Below are 17,865 nucleotides of genomic sequence, written 5' to 3' on the forward strand. Positions count from 1 at the left end.
GTGGATCGGAATGAGTGTGGTAACCCACTTCGATACCGGAGGTCTTCGCTATCTCAGCTCACGCCACGCTGATCACAACGTCCTCGGGAACTACACCTAGCCGGCCTCAGGCCAGCGCCGCGATCACGCGATCGTGGAGCAGGCCGTTGGTGGCGAGGGCGGAGCCGTGCCACGGCCCGTCCTCGCCGTCGACGGAGGTGAAGGTGCCGCCGGCCTCCCGCACGATCGGCACGAGGGCGGCCATGTCGTAGACCTGAAGGTCGTACTCGCCAGAGACCTCGAGCAGGCCCTCCGCCACCATCATGTAGGGCCACATATCACCATAGTCGCGAGTTCGCCACACCTGCCGCGTGAGTTCCAGGAGCTGGGGGAGCCTGCCCGCGTTCTCCCACCGGGTCAGACCGCTCAGGCTGATCGAGGCATCCGCGAGCTGCGACACCCGGGACACGTGGATACGACGGGCCTGGTCGCTGTGCAGGGCGCCGAGTTGTTCGTTGACGAAGGCACCCTGGCCGGTCGCGCCCCACCACCGTGTGCCGAGGGCCGGCGCGCTCACCACTCCGACCACGGGGACGCCGTCGATCGCCAGCGAGATGAGGGTGGCCCAGATCGGCACCCCCCGCACGTAGTTCTTCGTGCCGTCGATCGGATCGATGATCCACTGGCGTGACGATCCCCCCTCAACGCCGAATTCCTCGCCGCGTACCGAGTCTCCCGCCCGGCTGTCCGCGATCGCCGCGCGCAGGGCGGTCTCGACGGCCCGGTCGGCATCCGACACCGGGGTCATGTCCGGCTTGGTGGTGACCACGAGGTCGACGGAGCGGAAGCGGTCCATCGAGATGGCATCCGCCATGTCCGCGAGCTGACGGGCGAAGGAGAGGTCGGACTGCAGGCTGTATTCGGTCACGGCATCAAGGTTAGGTGAGCGAGGCGAGCAGGCGTTGGAACGAGTCCAGCCGCAGCCTGCCCGAATCACCCAGCTCACCGGCGGCGACTCGTTCGTTCATCGCGCAGTCCGGAGCATCGGGCAGGTGCGTGCAGCCACGCGGGCAGTCTTCGGCGATCACCGCGAGGTCGGTGAAGGCCCGCAGGATGTTCTCGGTGTTCACATGTCCCAGACCGAAGGATCGCACGCCGGGGGTGTCCACGACCCAGCCACTGCCCACCCGGTACGAGATGGTGGACGAGGAGGTGTGGCGACCGCGCCCGGTGACACTGTTCACCCGGCCGATCGCCCGATTCGCATCGGGGACCAGAGCATTGACGAGAGTCGACTTGCCGACGCCCGAGTGCCCGACCGCCACGGTCGTATGCCCCTCGAGCAGCGCGGCGATCTCGGCGGTCGGCATCGCCCCGACCCCGCTCCGCACGACCGTGATGTCGAGCCCGGCGAAGTTCGCCAGAAACTCGGTGGGGTCGGCGAGGTCGGTCTTGGTGATGCACAGGATCGGCGTGAGCCCGGCATCGAAGGCTGCCACGAGATAGCGGTCGACGAGTCGCGGACGGGGCTCCGGGTTGGCCGCCGCCACGACGATGAGCATCTGGTCGGCGTTCGCGACGATGATGCGCTCCACTTCGTCCGAGTCATCGGCGCTGCGGCGGAGCACCGTGGTTCTCGGCTGGATGCGCACGATCCGGGTCAGGGTCCCCTCGTCGCCAGAGGTGTCGCCCACCAGGTCGACGTAGTCACCCGTGACGATCGGCTGCTTCCGCAGCTCGCTCGCGCGGGAGGCGAGCGCGGCGTGCTCCTCTGGCGTCCCCTCACCGACGATCACGGAGTATCGCCCGCGGTCGACGGTGAAGACCCGTCCCGTCACGGCATCCGTGTGCTCCGGTCGGATCTTGGTGCGAGCCCGGTTCCCCTTCGGGTTCGGCCGATTGCGCGCCTCGTAGTCCGCGTACTTGTCGTCGTCTTCATCGTCGACATCGGTGAGCCAGCTCATGTCTCAGATCAGGTCGAGCGGATCGGCGGAGCGGGCGCGGAGGCCGAGCAGGGAGGTGGTCCAGAGCTCGGGGAACTGGGGGAGGGTCTTGGCCGTCGTGGCGATATCGTCCACCGTCACCCCGTCGACGGCGAGCCCGATGATCGCGCCGGCCGTCGCCATCCGATGGTCTTCGTAGCTGTGCCAGGCTCCGCCGTGAAGAGGGCGGGGGTGGATGATGAGGCCGTCGTCAGTCTCGGTGACAGCTCCCCCGAGCGCGTTGATCTCGGTTGCGAGGGCCGCGAGACGGTCGGTCTCGTGCCCGCGCAGGTGGGCGATGCCGGTGAGCACCGTCTCTCCCTCCGCGAGGGCCGCGAGGGCCGCGATGGTCGGGGCCAGTTCGCTCGCGTTGTCGAGGCGGATGCCGCGGAGCACGCCCGTGCCCGTGACGGTGAGGTCGCCGAGCCCGTCGCCCGTCTCGGCGAAGGAGACCTCGCCGCCCATCTCGGTGAGGATCGACGCCATCTCGGCCCCGACCTGAGTCGTGTGGGTTGGCCATCCCGTGACCGTGACCGAGCCCCCCGCGACGAGTGCGGCGCCGAGGAACGGGCCGGCATTGGAGAGGTCGGGTTCGATGTCGATCTCGATGCCCGCGATCTCGCCGGGCGGAACGATCCAGAGACCGGGTTCGGGACTCTGCACGGTGACGCCGCGGCGGGCGAGAGTCGCGATGGTCATGTCGATGTGGGCGAGGCTCGGGAGCCCGTCTCCGACGTGCCGGAGGGTGAGGCCGTCGGTGAAACGTGCCCCGGCCAGAAGCAGTCCCGACACGAACTGGCTCGACGCGGAGGCATCGATCTCGATCTCTCCGCCGGCGACGGCACCCGTCGCGTAGAGGCTGAACGGGAGTTTTCCGCGGCCGTCGTCGCTGACATCCACCCCCAGCGCCCGAAGCGAATCGATGGTCGTTCGCATCGGCCGCTTGCGGGCGGATTCGTCACCGTCGAAGGCGACCGGTCCGAGCGCGAGTGCGGCGATCGGGGGCAGGAATCGCATCACCGTTCCGGCCAGCCCGCAGTCGATCGAGGTGCCGCCGGAGAGCTCGCCGGGGGTGATGAGCAGATCGGGACCGAAGGGGGAGTCTCCCGGCAGCTCGACGATGTCCGTGCCGAGTGCACGGAGGGCCTGGATCATCAATGCCGTGTCGCGCGAGTGGAGCGGGGCGCGAAGGGTCGATGGGCCGCTCGCGATCGCCGAGAGCACGAGCTCGCGATTGGTGAGGGACTTCGACCCGGGCAGGGCGAGACGAGCGGCGAGCGGCCCGGTTGCGAGGGGCGCGGCCCACGGTCCGGGCTCGCCACCCACGATCAATCCCTCATCGCCGAAGGGGTTGAACTCGGGGCCGGAATACTTGAATACATGCATTGGTTACTAAGGGTATCGGCACAGCACCCAGAAGGGGTGCGGCCGAAGAGAGGTTGACCCGTGCCAGTTCTGCTCGAGCGCCCCGCGGTGATGGGGAGCACAACGCCCTCCGGCCTGCCGGTCAGCGGCCGGGCCGCTCGCTGGCGCAGCGAAGTAAGCTTGGCGGCGATGAGCACTTCGAAGGATGACACCACCACGCCCGACGAACCGGAAGCCGTGGCATCCGAGATCGCGACCGCAGAGCCTCAGACGCCGGTCGTCGATGTTCGCACGCTCTTCGAGGCCCAGGCGATCCCCTTCATGGACCAGCTGTACGCCGCCGGCCTTCGGATGACGCGCAACCCCTCGGACGCCGCCGACCTGGTGCAGGAGACATTCGTCAAGGCGTTCGCCGCCTTCGCCCAGTTCCAGCAGGGCACGAATCTCAAGGCCTGGCTGTACCGCATCCTCACCAACACATTCATCAACAACTACCGCAAGAAGCAGCGTGACCCCTACCAGGGAACCATCGATGACCTCGAGGACTGGCAGCTCGGCGGTGCCGAATCGGTGACCCAGGGTCGTTCGACCCGCTCGGCCGAGGCTGAGGCGATCGATCACCTACCCGACAGCGCGGTCAAGGATGCCCTCCAGGCCATCCCGGAGGACTTCCGGATGGCCGTCTACTTCGCCGACGTCGAGGGCTTCTCCTACCAGGAGATCGCCGACATCATGAAGACCCCGGTGGGTACCGTCATGAGCCGCCTGCATCGTGGCAGGCGGATGCTGCGGGACCTGCTCTCCGAGTACGCGCTCGAACGAGGCATCAACACCTCTGGGACGCGTGCCCAACCTGCCACTGCTGGGAGTAAGAAGAAATGACCGACTGCGGATGCGACAAGGCGAAGGCCGAACTCGAAGAGTACCTGCACAATGAACTGGCCAAATCGGATGCCGCTGACATCGCCGAGCACATCGCCAACTGCGACGACTGCACCGATGAAGCGCACGTGGGGATCGTGCTGACTCAGGCCGTGCAGCGCGCCTGCCGCGAGACGGCCCCGAGCGACCTGCGCGACCAGGTGTTGCTCACGCTGCGCTCCCTGCAGTCGAACCACTAGCGCCAGGTCCCCTTCCCCGTCGGACGTTTCCGACGCGCCAGTCTGTCGCCGACCATTCGACGCAGAACTGGCAGTTGTCGCTGTCTGGGCGCGCGCAAGCGACACCAACTGCCAGTCCTTCCGCGGGACGAGGCTGCTGACACGGGGTCAGGGCGCCGAATCGGACTGCTCAAGGGCCGTGCGGATCTTGCCGAGGAGCGTCGCCGTCTGGGCCATGAGCGCCTTGTCGACACGGATCACTCGCCAGCCCTCCTCCATGAACTCGTCGAGGCGGCGGATGTCCCTGGCGAACTGTCGATCGTTGTCCCAGTGTCCCCTGCCGTCGTATTCGACCAGAACGCGCTCCTTCGCATAGACCAGGTCGCCGAGTCCGATCGTGGCGCCGTATCGATTGGTGATCACCGCGTTCACCTCGGGCTCCGGGAGCCCACCGCGAACGATGAGCAGACGCAGCATCGTCTCGCGCGCGGAGTCGGTGTTGGCCCTGATCCCCTCGAGGGCCTCGCGCAGACGCGCGATGCCCGGCAGATTCACCGCGAGCGCCACGGCGGAGACGAGTTGCGCCATCGTCGCTCGCGGATCCTTGCGACTGAGAAGCCCGTCGCCCATCACGATCAGATCGTCCACGCTCAGGACCCGGGCGAGCTGGATCCAGGTATCGATCGGAGACGTGACCCGGAGTCCGCTTGCTGCTCTCACGACCTTCGTTTGCGCCACGACTTCGTGGCCTCGAATCGCCTTCCTCCGGGGAGCGCGATCGGGGCCCCGCACAGCCACGTGCAGCAAGGATGACGTGTCCTCGCGTCCGCGCGCGCCTTCGGGGAGCCTCAGGTCGAGGAGGATCGCTGCCGTCCAGTGGCTGAAGACTTGGCCAGCCGGCATCCGGGTCGCGTAGGCCCTCGCCAACAGCGGGATAGTGAGGGGCTCCGCGCCGCCGATTCGAGTCCCACGAAAGGGAATGGCGAGGTCGGATCCGCGGAGCCGCCCCCGGCTCACACCCAGATCGATGGCGGTGCTGGCGGCGAAGGGGACTCCGGCGATAGCCGGCGGAAGGGGAGAGCATCGGGGCATCCGCTGATCTTGCCGCAGTCAACCAATCCCGCGTCGAAGTTATCCCGAGCCTGCGCTCCCTGCCCGCGGCCGCCTCCCCATTACTGGCAGTTGGTGCTCATCACGCTGGCTGAGACAGCGCCAACTGTCAGTTCTCTGCCCTCGAGCAGGCAACAGGCCCGCCACCGGGAGGGGGCGGGCCTGTGCGTGGACCTACTCCCGCACCGTCAGGGCATGGTCCATCAGGTCGATGAGTTCCTGCGCGCTGCGCTTCGATGAGCCGGTGGCGGGGCTTGCGGATGCCGGACGCGAGGCGACCGAGATCGCGCGGCCCTCATCGAGGCGCTTCGGCAGTTCGAGGCAGATGAACGGCCAGGCTCCCATGTTCTCCGGCTCTTCCTGCGCCCACATCAGCTCGGCGTTCGGATACTGCTCGAGCACGGCCTTCAGCTGCTGCTGGGGCAATGGATAGTACTGCTCGAGACGCACGAGAGCGACATCCGTCTGCCCGCGCTTCTCCACCTCGGCGAGCAGGTCGTAGTGGATCTTGCCGGCGTGCAGCACGACCCGCTTGACGGCGCCCTTGTCGGTGATCCGTGAATCGTCGATCACCGGCTCGAACTTACCGGTCGTGAACTCGGCGATGTCGCTTGTCGCCCCGCGCAGGCGGAGCATCGCCTTCGGCGTGAAGACGATGAGCGGTCGACGCGGCCGGGCGTAGGCCTGGCGCCGCAGCAGGTGGAAATACGATGCCGGGGTCGACGGCCGCGCCACGGTCATGTTGTTCTCGGCGCAGAGCTGCAGGTAGCGCTCGATGCGGGCGGATGAATGATCCGGACCCTGGCCCTCGTAGCCGTGCGGCAACAGCAACACGACGCTGGAGCGCTGGCCCCACTTCTGCTCTGCGCTCGAGATGAACTCGTCGATGATGATCTGGGCACCGTCGGCGAAGTCCCCGAACTGCGCCTCCCAGAGCACGAGCGCGTCGGCTCGCTCGACCGAGTAGCCGTACTCGAAGCCCATCGCGGCGTACTCGCTCAGCAGGGTGTCGTAGATCCAGAACCGGGCCTGGTTGTCACTGAGGTTGCCGAGCGGCAGCCATTCCTGGCCGTTGAGACGGTCGTGGAGCACCGCGTGACGCTGCACGAAGGTGCCGCGCCGGGTGTCCTGGCCGGCCATCCGCACCGGAGTGCCCTCGAGCAGGAGCGAGCCGAGGGCCAGCAACTCGCCGAAGCCCCAGTCGATCGATCCGTTCCGGCTCATCTCGGTGCGCTTCTTGAGCAGCTGCTGGAGCTTCGGATGCACCGTGAATCCGGCCGGCGGGTTGTCGTGGGCATCCCCGATGGTGGTGATCACGGCTTCGCTCACCGCGGTGGAGGCGGGCTCGCCGGAGCGGTCGTCCTGCTGGGATCCCGGGCGTTCGAGGTCGGAGACGGCGTTGCCGTCCGCGGTGATGATCGGCATGGAGCCGGTCTGTGCCGCGTGAGTCTCGGCGAAGGCGCGCTCGAGTCGGTCCTGGAAGTCGGCGTGCGCCGCGTCGTATTCCTCCTGCGTGATATCGCCGCGACCGACGAGAGCCTCGACGTAGAGAGTGCGCACGCTGCGCTTGGCCTCGATGAGGTTGTACATCAGCGGCTGGGTCATCGACGGGTCGTCGCCCTCGTTGTGACCGCGACGGCGGTAGCAAATGAGGTCGATGACCACGTCCCGGTGGAACTTCTGGCGATAGGCGAAGGCGAGCTCCGCCACCCGGATGACGGCCTCGGGATCGTCGCCGTTCACATGGAAGATCGGGGCCTGGATGGTCTTCGCGACATCCGTGGAGTAGATCGACGTGCGACCCTCCCCGGGAGGAGTCGTGAAGCCCACCTGGTTGTTGATATTCACGTGAACGGTTCCGCCGGTGCGGTAGGCGCGAAGCTGTGACATCTGCAGGATCTCGGAGACGATGCCCTGGCCGGCCATCGCGGCGTCGCCGTGCACCATCACCGGCAACACGCTGAAGGTGCCGATCGGCTTGCGGTCCTGCTTGGCGCGCACGATGCCCTCGAGCACACCGTCGACGGCCTCGAGGTGGGACGGATTCGCGGCGAGGTAGACCGGGATCTGGTCGCCCTTCGCGCTCGTGAAGGTGCCTTCGGTGCCGAGGTGGTACTTGACGTCACCGGAGCCCTGCACCGTGCGGGGATCCTGAGTTCCCTCGAATTCGCGGAAGATCTGACCGTAGGTCTTGCCCGCGATGTTGGTGAGCACGTTGAGACGGCCACGGTGGGCCATGCCGATGGCCACCTCGTCGAGGTCGGCTTCGGCAGCGCCCTGGAGCAGCGCATCCAGCAGGGCGATGGTGGATTCCCCGCCCTCGAGGCTGAAGCGCTTCTGGCCGACGTACTTGGTCTGCAGGAAGGTCTCGAAGGCCTCGGCCTCGTTGAGCTTTCCGAGAATGCGCAGCTGCTCGTCCTTGGTCGGTTTGGTGTAGACCTTCTCCACGTGCTGCTGGATCCAGGCGCGCTGTTCCGGGTCCTGGATGTGCATGTACTCGATGCCGATGGTGCGGCAGTAGGAGTCACGGAGCACACCGAGGATCTCGCGCAGCAGAGCGGCACGCTTGCCGCCGAATCCGCCCGTGACGAATTCACGGTCAAGGTCCCAGAAGGTGAGGCCGTGGCTCGAGATGTCGAGGTCGGGGTGGGTGCGCTGCTTGTATTCGAGCGGGTCGATATCCGCCATGAGGTGGCCGCGCACGCGGAACGAGTTGATGAGCTCCTGCACCCGGGCGGTCTTGCCCACCTGGTTGCCGAGGTCGACGTGGATGTCGCTCGCCCAGTGGATGGGGTCGTAGGGGATGCGCAGGTCGGAGAAGATGCCCTGGTAGAAGTCGCGCTGGCCGATGAGCAGCTCGTGCACCTTCTTGAGGAACTCGCCGGAGCCGGCGCCCTGGATGACGCGGTGGTCGTAGGTGGACGTGAGGGTGATCGTCTTGCCGATTCCGAGATCGGCGAGGGTCGTCAGCGACATGCCCTGGAACTCTGCCGGGTACTCGAGTGCTCCCGCACCGATGATGGCGCCGGCCCCCTTCATCAGACGCGGCACGGAGTGCTCGGTGCCGATTCCGCCCGGGTTGGTGAGGGAGATCGTGTTGCCGGCGTAGTCCGCGGCCGTCAACTTGTTGTTGCGGGCACGGGTGACGACGTCCTCGTAGGCGACGAGGAACTCCTGGAAGCCCATCGACTCGGTGTTCTTGATACCGGGCACGAGCAGCGCGCGGGTGCCGTCGGGCTTCGGCAGATCGATCGCGATCGCGAGGTTGATGTGCGCCGGAGCGACGACCGAGGGCTTGCCGTCGACCTCCTCGTAGTACACGTTCTGGCTCGGGAACTCCTTGAGCGTCTGCACGAGAGCCCACGCGATGAGATGGGTGAACGACACCTTGCCGCCGCGGGCGCGCTTGAGGTGGTTGTTGATGACGATGCGGTTGTCGATCATCAGCTTCGCCGGAATCGTGCGCACGCTCGTCGCCGTCGGCACGGTGAGGCTGGCATCCATGTTCGCGGCGAGGGACTTCGACATGCCCTTGAGCGGGGAGACGACGTCCTGTGGCTCGGCGGCCGCGGCATCCGTCGTGGCGATCGGCGCGGTCTGGGGGGATGCTGCGGGAGCCTGTGCCGGGATCGGCTGCGGCTTCGGCTGGATCGAGGTGGTTCGGGCGATGGGCTGGCTGCCGGTGGTCGTTGGCGGCTCAACCGGGGCCGGGGCAGGTGTAGGTGCGGCCGGAGCCGCTGCGGCCGGAGCCGCTGCGGCGGGAGCCGCTGCGGCGGGAGCCGCTTCGACGGGGGCTTGGGGCGCGACGGGCTCGGCGGGGGCAGCGGGCTGGGATGGAGCGCTCGGCTCGGCGGGGGCAGCGGGAGGGGTCGGCGCCGGGGGAGTGGATGAGGCCTCCACCGTGGTCTGGTGATAGCTCTCGAGGATCGGCCACCACGACTGGTCTACCGAGTTGCGATCGACGATGAAGCGTTCGTACATCTCATCGACGAGCCACTCGTTCGCTCCGAATTCGCCGGAGGATCCATCTTCTGATGCCACTCCGGTCACTTGGCTAGACACAGCCGATCGCCCACTCTCTTTGAATCGCTGTTCTCACTGATCACGTCGGTGTGCGGCCCGGTGTTCCACGCTGGCCACAGACACTTCAAGCTTAATCGCATCGGAGTGGCCCTCCGTGCCCAGCGGCAAGGGATTACCTTTAAAAGCATGGAGTTTTACGAGACGACCCCCCGGCACGACCTCACCTATTCCGACGTCTTCCTTGTGCCGAGTCATTCGGATGTCGGCAGCCGCCTGGCGGTGTCGCTCGCGCCGGAGGACGGCACCGGTGCGACGATCCCGATCGTCTCCGCGAACATGAACTCGGTCACCGGTCCCCGTCTCGCGGCGACTCTCGCCCGCCGTGGGGGGCTCGCGGTGCTTCCTCAGGACCTCCACCTGCAAGAGCTGGATGCGGCCATCCGCTGGGTGAAGGCGCAGCCGGTGGCCTTCGACACCCCCCTCTTCCTCTCCGCGGACCAGACGGTGGCGGAAGCGCTGCGGCAGATCCCTGCGATCGGCGGTCACGGCATCGTGATCACCGATGAGCGCGGTGCCTTCGTCGGCTGCATCCCGGCGCTCCGTCTCGGCACGGCGCTTCCCGATGCCAGACTCGGCGACCTGTTGCACGGCGCGCTCGCGTCGATCGACGCTGACGACGTCACGGATGCGCGGGCCGCCTTCGACCTGATGGTCGCGGCGGATCTCGAGTTCGCTCCGGTGCTGCACCACGGTGCCGTCGTCGGCACGCTCAGTCGCACCAGCGCCTTGCGCTCAACGCTCTACAACCCCGCCCTTGACGCGAACGGAAGGCTCCGCGTCGCCGCGGCCGTCGGGATCAACGGGGATGTCGCGGGCAAGGCCGCCGCCCTCGCCTCCGCGGGCGTCGACGTGCTGGTGCTCGATACCGCTCACGGCCACCAGGAGGGCATGTTGCGCGCCATCCGTGCCGTCAAGGCCCTCGGTCTCAGCGCGCCCATCGTCGCCGGCAACGTGGTGACGACCGCCGCGGTGAAGGATCTCGTGGCCGCGGGGGCTGACATCGTCAAGGTCGGCGTGGGCCCCGGCGCCATGTGCACCACCCGCATGATGACCGCCGTCGGACGCCCGCAGTTCTCAGCCGTGCTCGAGACCGCCGAAGCCGCGCGCGAACTGGGAGCGCGGGTCTGGGCGGATGGCGGCGTGCGGTATCCACGGGACGTGGCTCTCGCGCTCGCCGCTGGGGCGTCATCCGTGATGATCGGGTCCTGGTTCGCCGGGACGATCGAAGCACCGGGCACCCTCGAGACGGATGCCGCCGGTCGGCTCTACAAGGAGAGCTGGGGCATGGCCTCCACCAAGGCCGTGCATGACCGTTTCGATCGACTTGACCCCTACGAGCTCGCCCGGAAGACCCTCTTCGCCGAGGGCATCTCGTCGTCGAAGATCTATCTCGACCCCCTGCGCCCCTCTGTCGAAGACCTTCTCGACATGATCACCTCCGGGGTGCGTTCTTCGCTCACCTACGCCGGCGCGGCGAACCTCGCCGAGTTCCACGAACGGGCCCTTGTCGGCATCCAGTCCGCGGCGGGCTACGAAGAGGGCAAGGCGCTGCCGGTCAGCTGGTAGCTCCGGCCTTTTGGCGGGTGGCGTCCCGTACACTTGACCGAATAATGGACGACCCCCCTTCATGGCGCCCTGCCCCTCTCGCCGCTCGCGGTGATGCCCGTGTATGAGCTGATCATGCTCGGTGTCGGTCTCCTGCTCACCGTCGGCACCGGCTTCTTCGTCGCCTCGGAGTTCTCGCTCGTCAACCTCAACCGGTCGGATCTCGAATCCCGGATGGCGCGCGGAGAGAAGCGCCTCGGCCTCACCATCGGTGCCCTCAGGATCACCTCGACCCACCTCTCGAGCGCCCAGCTCGGCATCACCCTGACGACGCTGCTCACCGGCTACACGATGGAGCCGGCGATCGGGGGACTCCTGTCGGGGCCCCTGTCCGGCCTCGGGTTGACCGCCGCCGTGACTACCGTGATCTCCTCGGTGCTCGCCATCGTGCTGGCCACCCTGCTCTCGATGATCGTCGGCGAACTGGTGCCGAAGAACTTCGCCCTCGCGCTCCCGCTGCCGACCGCCAAACTGGTGATCCCCTTCCAGGTGGGATTCACCGCGGTGTTCCGTCCCTTCGTGACGCTGCTCAACAACACGGCCAACGTGATCCTGAGGTCCGTGGGGATCGAGCCGAAAGAGGAGCTCTCCTCCGCCCGCACCGCCGAGGAGTTGCGCTCCCTCGTGCGCCGATCCGCCACCGAGGGCAGCCTCGACCGCGATACCGCGACGCTTCTCGCCCGCACCCTCGTGTTCAGTGAGCACATCGCCGCCGACGTGATGACTCCGCGCCCTCGCGTGTCCAGCGTCGACCGCACGGATTCGGCGCACACCGTGATAGTCCTCGCCCAGCGCACCGGATTCTCCCGCTTCCCTGTGATCGACGACTCCATCGATGATGTCGTCGGACTCGTGCACGTGAAGCAGGCGGTCGCCGTGCCGCGCGAGAAGCGGGCGGATGTGCCGGTCTCCGCCCTGCAGTCCGATGCGCTGCGCGTGCCGGAGACGATGAAGCTCGATGTGCTGCTCGGGGAGTTGCGCGGCCGGGGCTACCAGATGGCCGTTGTGGTGGACGAGTACGGCGGCACCGCCGGAGTCGTGACGCTCGAGGACCTGGTGGAAGAACTCGTCGGAGAGGTGGCGGACGAACACGACCGCACTCTCGCCGGTGTGGTCCGTTCGCGGGACTGGCTCACCTTCCCCGGCATGCTCCGACCGGACGAACTTCTCGAGCGGGCCGATGTCGCGATCCCGGAAGAGGGACCCTACGAGACTGTCGGTGGCTTCATGATGAGCGAGCTCGGCAGGCTGCCGGTCGTGGGAGACACCGTGGCGGTGGAGGGCGGCGTGTTCCGGGTAGAGCGTCTCGACGGCCGCCGCATCGACCGCGTGCGCTACACGCCCACCGCGGACCCCTCCGTGATCACGGACGGAGCATCCTCGTGAGCGACACCTGGGGTATCGCCTGGCTGGTGATCCTGCTTCTGATCAACGGTTTCTTCGTCGGTGCGGAGTTCGCCGTGATCTCGGCACGCCGATCCCAGATCGAGCCACGGGCTGAAGCGGGAAGTCGTGCCGCAAAGTCGACGCTCTACGCCATGGAACACGCCACGATGATGCTCGCCACCAGCCAGCTCGGCATCACGGTGTGTTCGCTGCTCATCCTCAACGTCTCCGAGCCGGCCATCCATCACCTGCTGGAGTATCCGCTCGCCCTGACCCACCTGCCAGAAGACGTCGCCGGCACCATCGCCTTCGTGATCGCCCTCATCGTCGTCTCGTTCCTGCACGTCGTCATCGGCGAGATGGTGCCGAAGAACCTGTCGTTCTCGGTTCCGGATCGTGCCGCGCTCATCCTCGCGCCGCCGCTCGTCTTCATCTCGATGGTCTTCCGTCCGATCATCTACGCCCTCAACGCGACGGCGAACGGGGTGCTGCGTCTCTTCCGGGTGGAACCCAAGAACGAGGCGAACAGCGCCTTCACCGTCGACGAAGTGGCCAACATCGTCGCGCAATCCACGAAGGAGGGCGTGCTCACCGACTCCATCGGCGCCCTCAACGCGGCCTTCGAGTTCACCGCGAAGAAGGTGAAGGACATCGCCGTCGGTATGCCCCACCTCGTGAGTCTCTCGGAAGCCGCGACACCGGCCGACGTCGAGCGCGCGGTGGCTCAGAACGGATTCTCCCGCTACGTGCTCGTCAACGAGGTGGGTGAGCCGACGGGCTACCTGCACCTCAAGGACGTGCTCGACCTGGACGAGGTCGGCGAATTCGACGAGCCTGTGCCGCCGAAGCGCATCCGCAAGCTCATCTCGATCTTCCGCGGGATGGACCTCGAAGATGCCCTCGCGGCCATGAGGCGCTCCGGGGTGCACCTCGCGAGGGTCTTCGACGATTCCGGGCAGACGCGGGGCGTCCTGTTCCTCGAGGACATCATCGAAGAGCTCGTGGGCGAAGTGCAGGACGCCACCCGCCGCCGGTGAGCTCAGCGCGTCGTGACGGCTATCAGGCCGGCCACTTCGCCCGGAGATACTGGTCCGGCCAGTAGTCCAGTTCGACGCCCAGCTCGTGCGCGGCGCGAAGCGGGAAGTGCGGGTCGCGCATGATCGCGCGGGCCAGCATCACGGCATCCGCCTGGCCTGAGGCGATGATCTGTTCCGCCTGCTGCGCCTCGGTGATGAGCCCGACCGCGCTCACCTCGACCGAGGAGGCGTGCTTCACGAAGTCGGCGAAGGGCACCTGGTAACCGGGCGCGAGCGGGATGGTGGTGCCGGAGACGAGACCGCCGGTCGAGATGTCGAAGAAGTCGGCACCGGCATCCCTTGCCCAGTCGGCGACCGTCGCGGTCTGCTCCCGGTCCCAGCCGCCGTCCGCCCAGTCGGTGGCCGAGAAACGCACGAACAGCGGGACATCCTCGCCCGCCTCCGCTCGAACCGCGGCGATCACCTCGAGCAGCAGCCGGGCGCGGTTTTCGAGACTTCCCCCGTATTCGTCGGTGCGGAGGTTCGAGAGGGGCGACAGGAACTGGTGGAGGAGGTAGCCGTGCGCGGCATGAAGCTCGAGCACGTCGAATCCGGCGTCGAGGGACCGGCGGGTCGCCGCGGCGAAGTCGGCGACGACAGCGTCGATGCCGACCCGGTCGAGTTCGGCGGGAACGGCGTAGCCGGTGAACGCGACGGCAGAGGGGGCGACAGCCGTCCATCCCCCCTGCGATTCCGGCACGCTCCCGCGCTCGTCAGCCCAGGGACGCCAGGTGGAGGCCTTGCGCCCGGCGTGCGCGAGCTGGATGCCGGCGACGGCACCCTGCGCGTGGAGGAAAGAGACGATGCGCGCCCACGCGTCGCGCTGCTCATCGGTGTAGATGCCGGTGTCTTCGGGGGAGATGCGAGCCTCTGCGCTCACCGCGGTCGCTTCGGTGAGGACCAGTCCGGCACCGCCCTTGGCGAATCCGCCGAGGTGTACGAGGTGCCAGTCGGTCGGCACCCCGTCGTGCTTCTCCACCGAGTACTCGCACATTGGCGCGACCCAGAGGCGATTGCGCATCGTGACGGCGCGCACCGAGTAGGGGCTGAAGAGGGCGGAAGTCGACATGGTCACCTGTCTGAAATGGTTTGGAGGAAGCGTCGCAGCTCGGCGGCTCCGACGAAGTGGTGGCCGGTGATGCCGAGCGACACTGCGCCGTCGACATTGACCTGCTTATTGTCAATGAAGACCATTTCGGCGCAGGATATTCCGAGCTCCCGGGCCACCTCGAGGTAGATGTCGGCCTCCGGCTTGAGCTTGAGCATCTCTGCGCTCACGAACATGCGCTCGAAGAAGCGGGCGATCGGGGAGTAGCGGAAGGGACTCGCGAAGTCGAAGCCGGCATTGGAGAGGAGCGCGATCCGGGTGCCTCCGGCGTGCAGCTCGGCGATGACGTCGAACACGGCGGGGTCGACACTGATCCATCCCGTGAAATCGGCCACCCACAGTTCGTGGATGCGTGCCTCCGACCAGTCAGCGCCGGTATCGGCCGCCACCAGCATCCAGTAGTCGCGGATGCTGGTGGTGCCGCGGTCGAGGCCGTCGCGGTGGGCCTCGTACGCGACCCGGAAGCGCTGGGGATCGACCCCGGCGAGGGCTTCGAGGGCGGCGCGGGAGGCCTCGCTCGGTGACCGGGAGATGACCTCCCCGTAATCGAAGACGACGACTCGGTTGGGAATGCTCAGGGCTCGCGCGGTATCGGTCACGCCTTCCAAACTATCGTGAGACCCATGAACACTTTCCTGCCGTGGACTGCTCACGACGCCGCCGGCCTCATCGCCGTGCCGGCACCGGATGACGACAAGTACTCCCGCGGGGTGCTCGGCGTGGTCACCGGGTCGGCCGCATACCCCGGGGCGGCGGTGCTCGGAGTGGATGCGGCTCTCCACACCGGCGTGGGAATGGTGCGCTACCTCGGAGACGAGAGGGCGACGACCTTCGTGCTGCAGCGCCGCCCGGAGGCCGTGGCCGCTGCCGGTCGAGTGCAGGCCTGGTTGCTCGGCTCCGGGATGGATGCCGCGCTCCGCGACACCGCCACCGCCGACCGGCTCGCCACGGCGCTCGGTTCCGGGCTTCCCGTCGTGGTGGATGCGGGCGCCCTCGACCTGCTCGATCGTGCGACGGGGCCGACGATCATCACCCCGCACTTCCGTGAGCTCTCCACGGTGCTGGGAGAGCCAACGGAAGACATCGCACGCGACCCTGCGCAGACCGCCGCTCGGTCGGCGCGGAAGCTCGGTGTGACGGTGCTGCTGAAGGGACACAGCACCTACGTCGCCGCACCGGACGGCACGTGCCTGGTCGCCTCCTCCGCCCCGGCCTGGCTCGCGACCGCGGGAGCGGGGGATGCCCTTGGCGGCATCCTCGGCGCCCTCGTCGCCACGCACTCTCGCGAGATCGCCGCGGATCCTTCGCTGCTCGCCCGACTCGGGGCGACGGCCTCGGTCATCCACGGACTGGCGGCGGCCCGGGCGAGCGGCGGAGGCCCACTGACCATTCTCGATCTCATCGGCGCCGTGCCGGGGGTCATCGCCGAACTGCTGGAGAGCTAGCCGGCGAGCCCGGTGAATCGGGAGAGGAAGTCGCGGGTACGCGTCTCCCGGGGGGCTCCGAAAAGCTGGGCCGGTGGTCCCTGCTCGGCGATCACCCCGGAGTCGAGGAAGACGACGTGATGGGCGACATCGCGGGCGAAAGCCATCTCGTGGGTGGCCATGACGATCGTGGTGCCGCTGGCAGCAAGGGTGCGCACCAGTTCGAGCACCTCGCCGACGAGTTCCGGGTCGAGGGCACTGGTTATCTCGTCGAGCAGCAGGAGCTCCGGATCGGTGGCGATGGCGCGCACGATGGCGACGCGCTGCTGTTGCCCGCCCGACAGCCGGTCGGGGTAGGCCCCGGCGCGATCCGCCAGTCCCACCTGGTCGAGCAGCTGCCTCGCCTTCTGCTCGGCGGTCGTCCGCGCCACACCGAGCACCCGGCGGCTCGCGAGGGTCACGTTGTCGAGCACGGTGAGGTGCGGAAAGAGGTTGAACTGCTGGAAGACCATGCCGATGCGCGCACGGATCACATCGGGGCGTGTCTGCGGGCGGCTGATGTCGGTCCCGCGAAGGAAGACCTGGCCGTCATCCACCCGCTCCAACAGGTTGATCGTGCGAAGCAGGGTGGACTTTCCCGATCCGCTCGCTCCGATCAGCGCCACGACCTGGTGGCTCGCCACGGTGAGGTCGACGCCGCGCAACACCTCGGTGTCGCCGAATGCCTTCCAGACGTTGTCGAGGCGCAGCACCTCTTCGCGCAGCGTCGCCGCGTTCTCCGATCGGCTCATACGATCGACCCGGCCTGCTCGCGGGCCCGCATCCTGGCCGTGTACCAGTCGGTGAGGCGGATCATGGGCAGCGCGAGCAGCACGAAGAGCAGCCCCGCGAGCACATAGGGGGTGAAGTTGAAGGATGAGGCGGTCTCGATCTGCGCCGCCCGCACGGCATCGATGGCCCCGAGCACCGAGATGAGCCCCACATCTTTCTGCATGGCCACGAAGTCATTCATGAGCGCCGGCGTGACCTTGCGGATCGCCTGCGGCAGGATCACCAGCCGCATGGTCTGGCCGTGGCTGAGCCCGAGGGACCTCGCGGCGAGCCGCTGGGACGGGTGCACCGACTCGATCCCGGCCCGGAACACCTCAGAGACATAGGCCGAGTAGGTGAGGATGAGCGCGATGGTGCCCCAGAACTCCGCCGGGAACCGGGGGATATCGAGCCTCAACCCCGGGATGCCGAATCCCACGAGATAGAGCACGATGATGAGTGGCAGCCCGCGGAACAGGTCGGTGTATCCGGCCACGAGGGCCCGAACGGGAAAGAAGATCGGTCCGCGCAGTGTGCGAAGGGTCGCGAGGATGATGCTGAGCACCAGCACCCCGATCGCGGCGAAGAACAGCACCCGGATGTTGAGCCAGAGGCCGGTGATCACCCGCGGCCAGGCCTTCGCGAGCACCGCCGGATCGAAGAAGGAGTGCTGCACCCGTTGCCAACCGGGCGTGTTGACGATCGCGATCCAGGCGATCGCGGCGAACACGAGAGTGCTGATCACCGCGATGAGCACCGACCGTGACGTCTGGCGTCGCCGGAAACCTCGACGGTCGAGCTCGACCGCGCTCGGTTCGTGCAGGGCAGTCGTCATCC

At 67.5% G+C, this 17,865-nt stretch carries 15 protein-coding genes; 6 read left to right on the forward strand and 9 right to left on the reverse strand.

The window, feature by feature from the left end; translation table 11 throughout:
- Nucleotides 1-106: 106 nt before the first annotated feature.
- Genes ABIB54_RS08360 through aroA form a run of 3 tightly spaced genes read right to left on the reverse strand, consistent with a single transcriptional unit; the run spans nucleotide 107 to nucleotide 3,347 of the window.
- The gene (locus tag ABIB54_RS08360) at nucleotides 107-907 is read right to left on the reverse strand and encodes an inositol monophosphatase family protein (RefSeq protein WP_354575063.1); all 801 of its coding nucleotides are present in this window, start codon (nucleotides 905-907) and stop codon (nucleotides 107-109) included.
- Between the two features lie 10 nt (nucleotides 908-917).
- Nucleotides 918-1,943 (reverse strand): ribosome small subunit-dependent GTPase A, encoded by a 1,026-nt coding sequence (gene rsgA, locus ABIB54_RS08365; protein ID WP_354575064.1) that lies wholly within the window; start codon nucleotides 1,941-1,943, stop codon nucleotides 918-920.
- Between the two features lie 3 nt (nucleotides 1,944-1,946).
- Nucleotides 1,947-3,347 carry a 3-phosphoshikimate 1-carboxyvinyltransferase gene (gene aroA / locus ABIB54_RS08370; RefSeq protein WP_354575065.1) on the reverse strand — a complete coding sequence of 467 codons (1,401 nt, stop codon included), beginning with the start codon at nucleotides 3,345-3,347 and terminating at the stop codon, nucleotides 1,947-1,949.
- A 168-nt stretch (nucleotides 3,348-3,515) separates the two neighbouring features.
- On the opposite strand from aroA, the gene ABIB54_RS08375 reads away from it, so the two are divergent.
- Both ABIB54_RS08375 and ABIB54_RS08380 read left to right on the forward strand, forming a co-directional pair.
- On the forward strand, nucleotides 3,516-4,208 hold the full coding sequence (locus ABIB54_RS08375) for a sigma-70 family RNA polymerase sigma factor (RefSeq protein WP_354575066.1): 693 nt from the start codon (nucleotides 3,516-3,518) through the stop codon (nucleotides 4,206-4,208).
- Nucleotides 4,205-4,447, forward strand: a complete 243-nt coding sequence (locus ABIB54_RS08380) for an anti-sigma factor family protein (protein WP_354575067.1) — start codon at nucleotides 4,205-4,207, stop codon at nucleotides 4,445-4,447. The genes ABIB54_RS08375 and ABIB54_RS08380 overlap by 4 nt, the downstream gene beginning before the upstream one ends.
- Before the next feature lie 147 nt (nucleotides 4,448-4,594).
- Here the strand turns inward: ABIB54_RS08380 and ABIB54_RS08385 are convergent, their stop codons facing one another.
- Nucleotides 4,595-5,518 (reverse strand): putative endonuclease domain-containing protein, encoded by a 924-nt coding sequence (locus ABIB54_RS08385; protein ID WP_354575068.1) that lies wholly within the window; start codon nucleotides 5,516-5,518, stop codon nucleotides 4,595-4,597.
- Between the two features lie 192 nt (nucleotides 5,519-5,710).
- Nucleotides 5,711-9,598, reverse strand: coding sequence for a multifunctional oxoglutarate decarboxylase/oxoglutarate dehydrogenase thiamine pyrophosphate-binding subunit/dihydrolipoyllysine-residue succinyltransferase subunit (locus ABIB54_RS08390; RefSeq protein WP_354575069.1), 3,888 nt, complete (start codon nucleotides 9,596-9,598; stop codon nucleotides 5,711-5,713).
- Between the two features lie 147 nt (nucleotides 9,599-9,745).
- Between ABIB54_RS08390 and guaB1 the strand changes: the two genes are divergently transcribed.
- From guaB1 to ABIB54_RS08405, 3 genes are all read left to right on the forward strand, one after another.
- Nucleotides 9,746-11,185 (forward strand): GMP reductase, encoded by a 1,440-nt coding sequence (gene guaB1, locus ABIB54_RS08395; protein ID WP_354575070.1) that lies wholly within the window; start codon nucleotides 9,746-9,748, stop codon nucleotides 11,183-11,185.
- A gap of 114 nt (nucleotides 11,186-11,299) precedes the next feature.
- On the forward strand, nucleotides 11,300-12,610 hold the full coding sequence (locus ABIB54_RS08400) for a hemolysin family protein (protein WP_502917110.1): 1,311 nt from the start codon (nucleotides 11,300-11,302) through the stop codon (nucleotides 12,608-12,610).
- Complete coding sequence (locus tag ABIB54_RS08405) at nucleotides 12,607-13,647, forward strand: hemolysin family protein (RefSeq protein WP_354575072.1); 1,041 nt, start codon at nucleotides 12,607-12,609, stop codon at nucleotides 13,645-13,647. Before ABIB54_RS08400 ends, ABIB54_RS08405 begins: the two co-directional genes overlap by 4 nt.
- 22 nt (nucleotides 13,648-13,669) lie before the next feature.
- Here the strand turns inward: ABIB54_RS08405 and ABIB54_RS08410 are convergent, their stop codons facing one another.
- Together ABIB54_RS08410 and ABIB54_RS08415 are read right to left on the reverse strand one after the other, a co-directional pair.
- Nucleotides 13,670-14,755, reverse strand: a complete 1,086-nt coding sequence (locus tag ABIB54_RS08410) for an NADH:flavin oxidoreductase/NADH oxidase (protein WP_354575073.1) — start codon at nucleotides 14,753-14,755, stop codon at nucleotides 13,670-13,672.
- A gap of 2 nt (nucleotides 14,756-14,757) precedes the next feature.
- Nucleotides 14,758-15,393, reverse strand: a complete 636-nt coding sequence (locus tag ABIB54_RS08415; RefSeq protein ID WP_354575074.1) for an HAD family hydrolase — start codon at nucleotides 15,391-15,393, stop codon at nucleotides 14,758-14,760.
- A 24-nt stretch (nucleotides 15,394-15,417) separates the two neighbouring features.
- Here ABIB54_RS08415 and ABIB54_RS08420 point away from each other — a divergent pair, with 24 nt between their 5' ends.
- Nucleotides 15,418-16,239, forward strand: a complete 822-nt coding sequence (locus tag ABIB54_RS08420) for an ADP-dependent NAD(P)H-hydrate dehydratase (protein WP_354575075.1) — start codon at nucleotides 15,418-15,420, stop codon at nucleotides 16,237-16,239.
- Here the strand turns inward: ABIB54_RS08420 and ABIB54_RS08425 are convergent.
- Nucleotides 16,236-17,009 (reverse strand): amino acid ABC transporter ATP-binding protein, encoded by a 774-nt coding sequence (locus ABIB54_RS08425; RefSeq protein WP_354575076.1) that lies wholly within the window; start codon nucleotides 17,007-17,009, stop codon nucleotides 16,236-16,238. The genes ABIB54_RS08420 and ABIB54_RS08425 overlap by 4 nt on opposite strands.
- Entirely contained in the window at nucleotides 17,006-17,863 is an 858-nt protein-coding gene (locus ABIB54_RS08430; RefSeq protein ID WP_354575077.1) for an amino acid ABC transporter permease, read from the reverse strand. The genes ABIB54_RS08425 and ABIB54_RS08430 overlap by 4 nt, the downstream gene beginning before the upstream one ends.
- Nucleotides 17,864-17,865: the final 2 nt, after the last annotated feature.

It is taken from the genome of Frigoribacterium sp. UYMn621 (genome assembly GCF_040549525.1).
GTDB lineage: Bacteria > Actinomycetota > Actinomycetes > Actinomycetales > Microbacteriaceae > Lacisediminihabitans.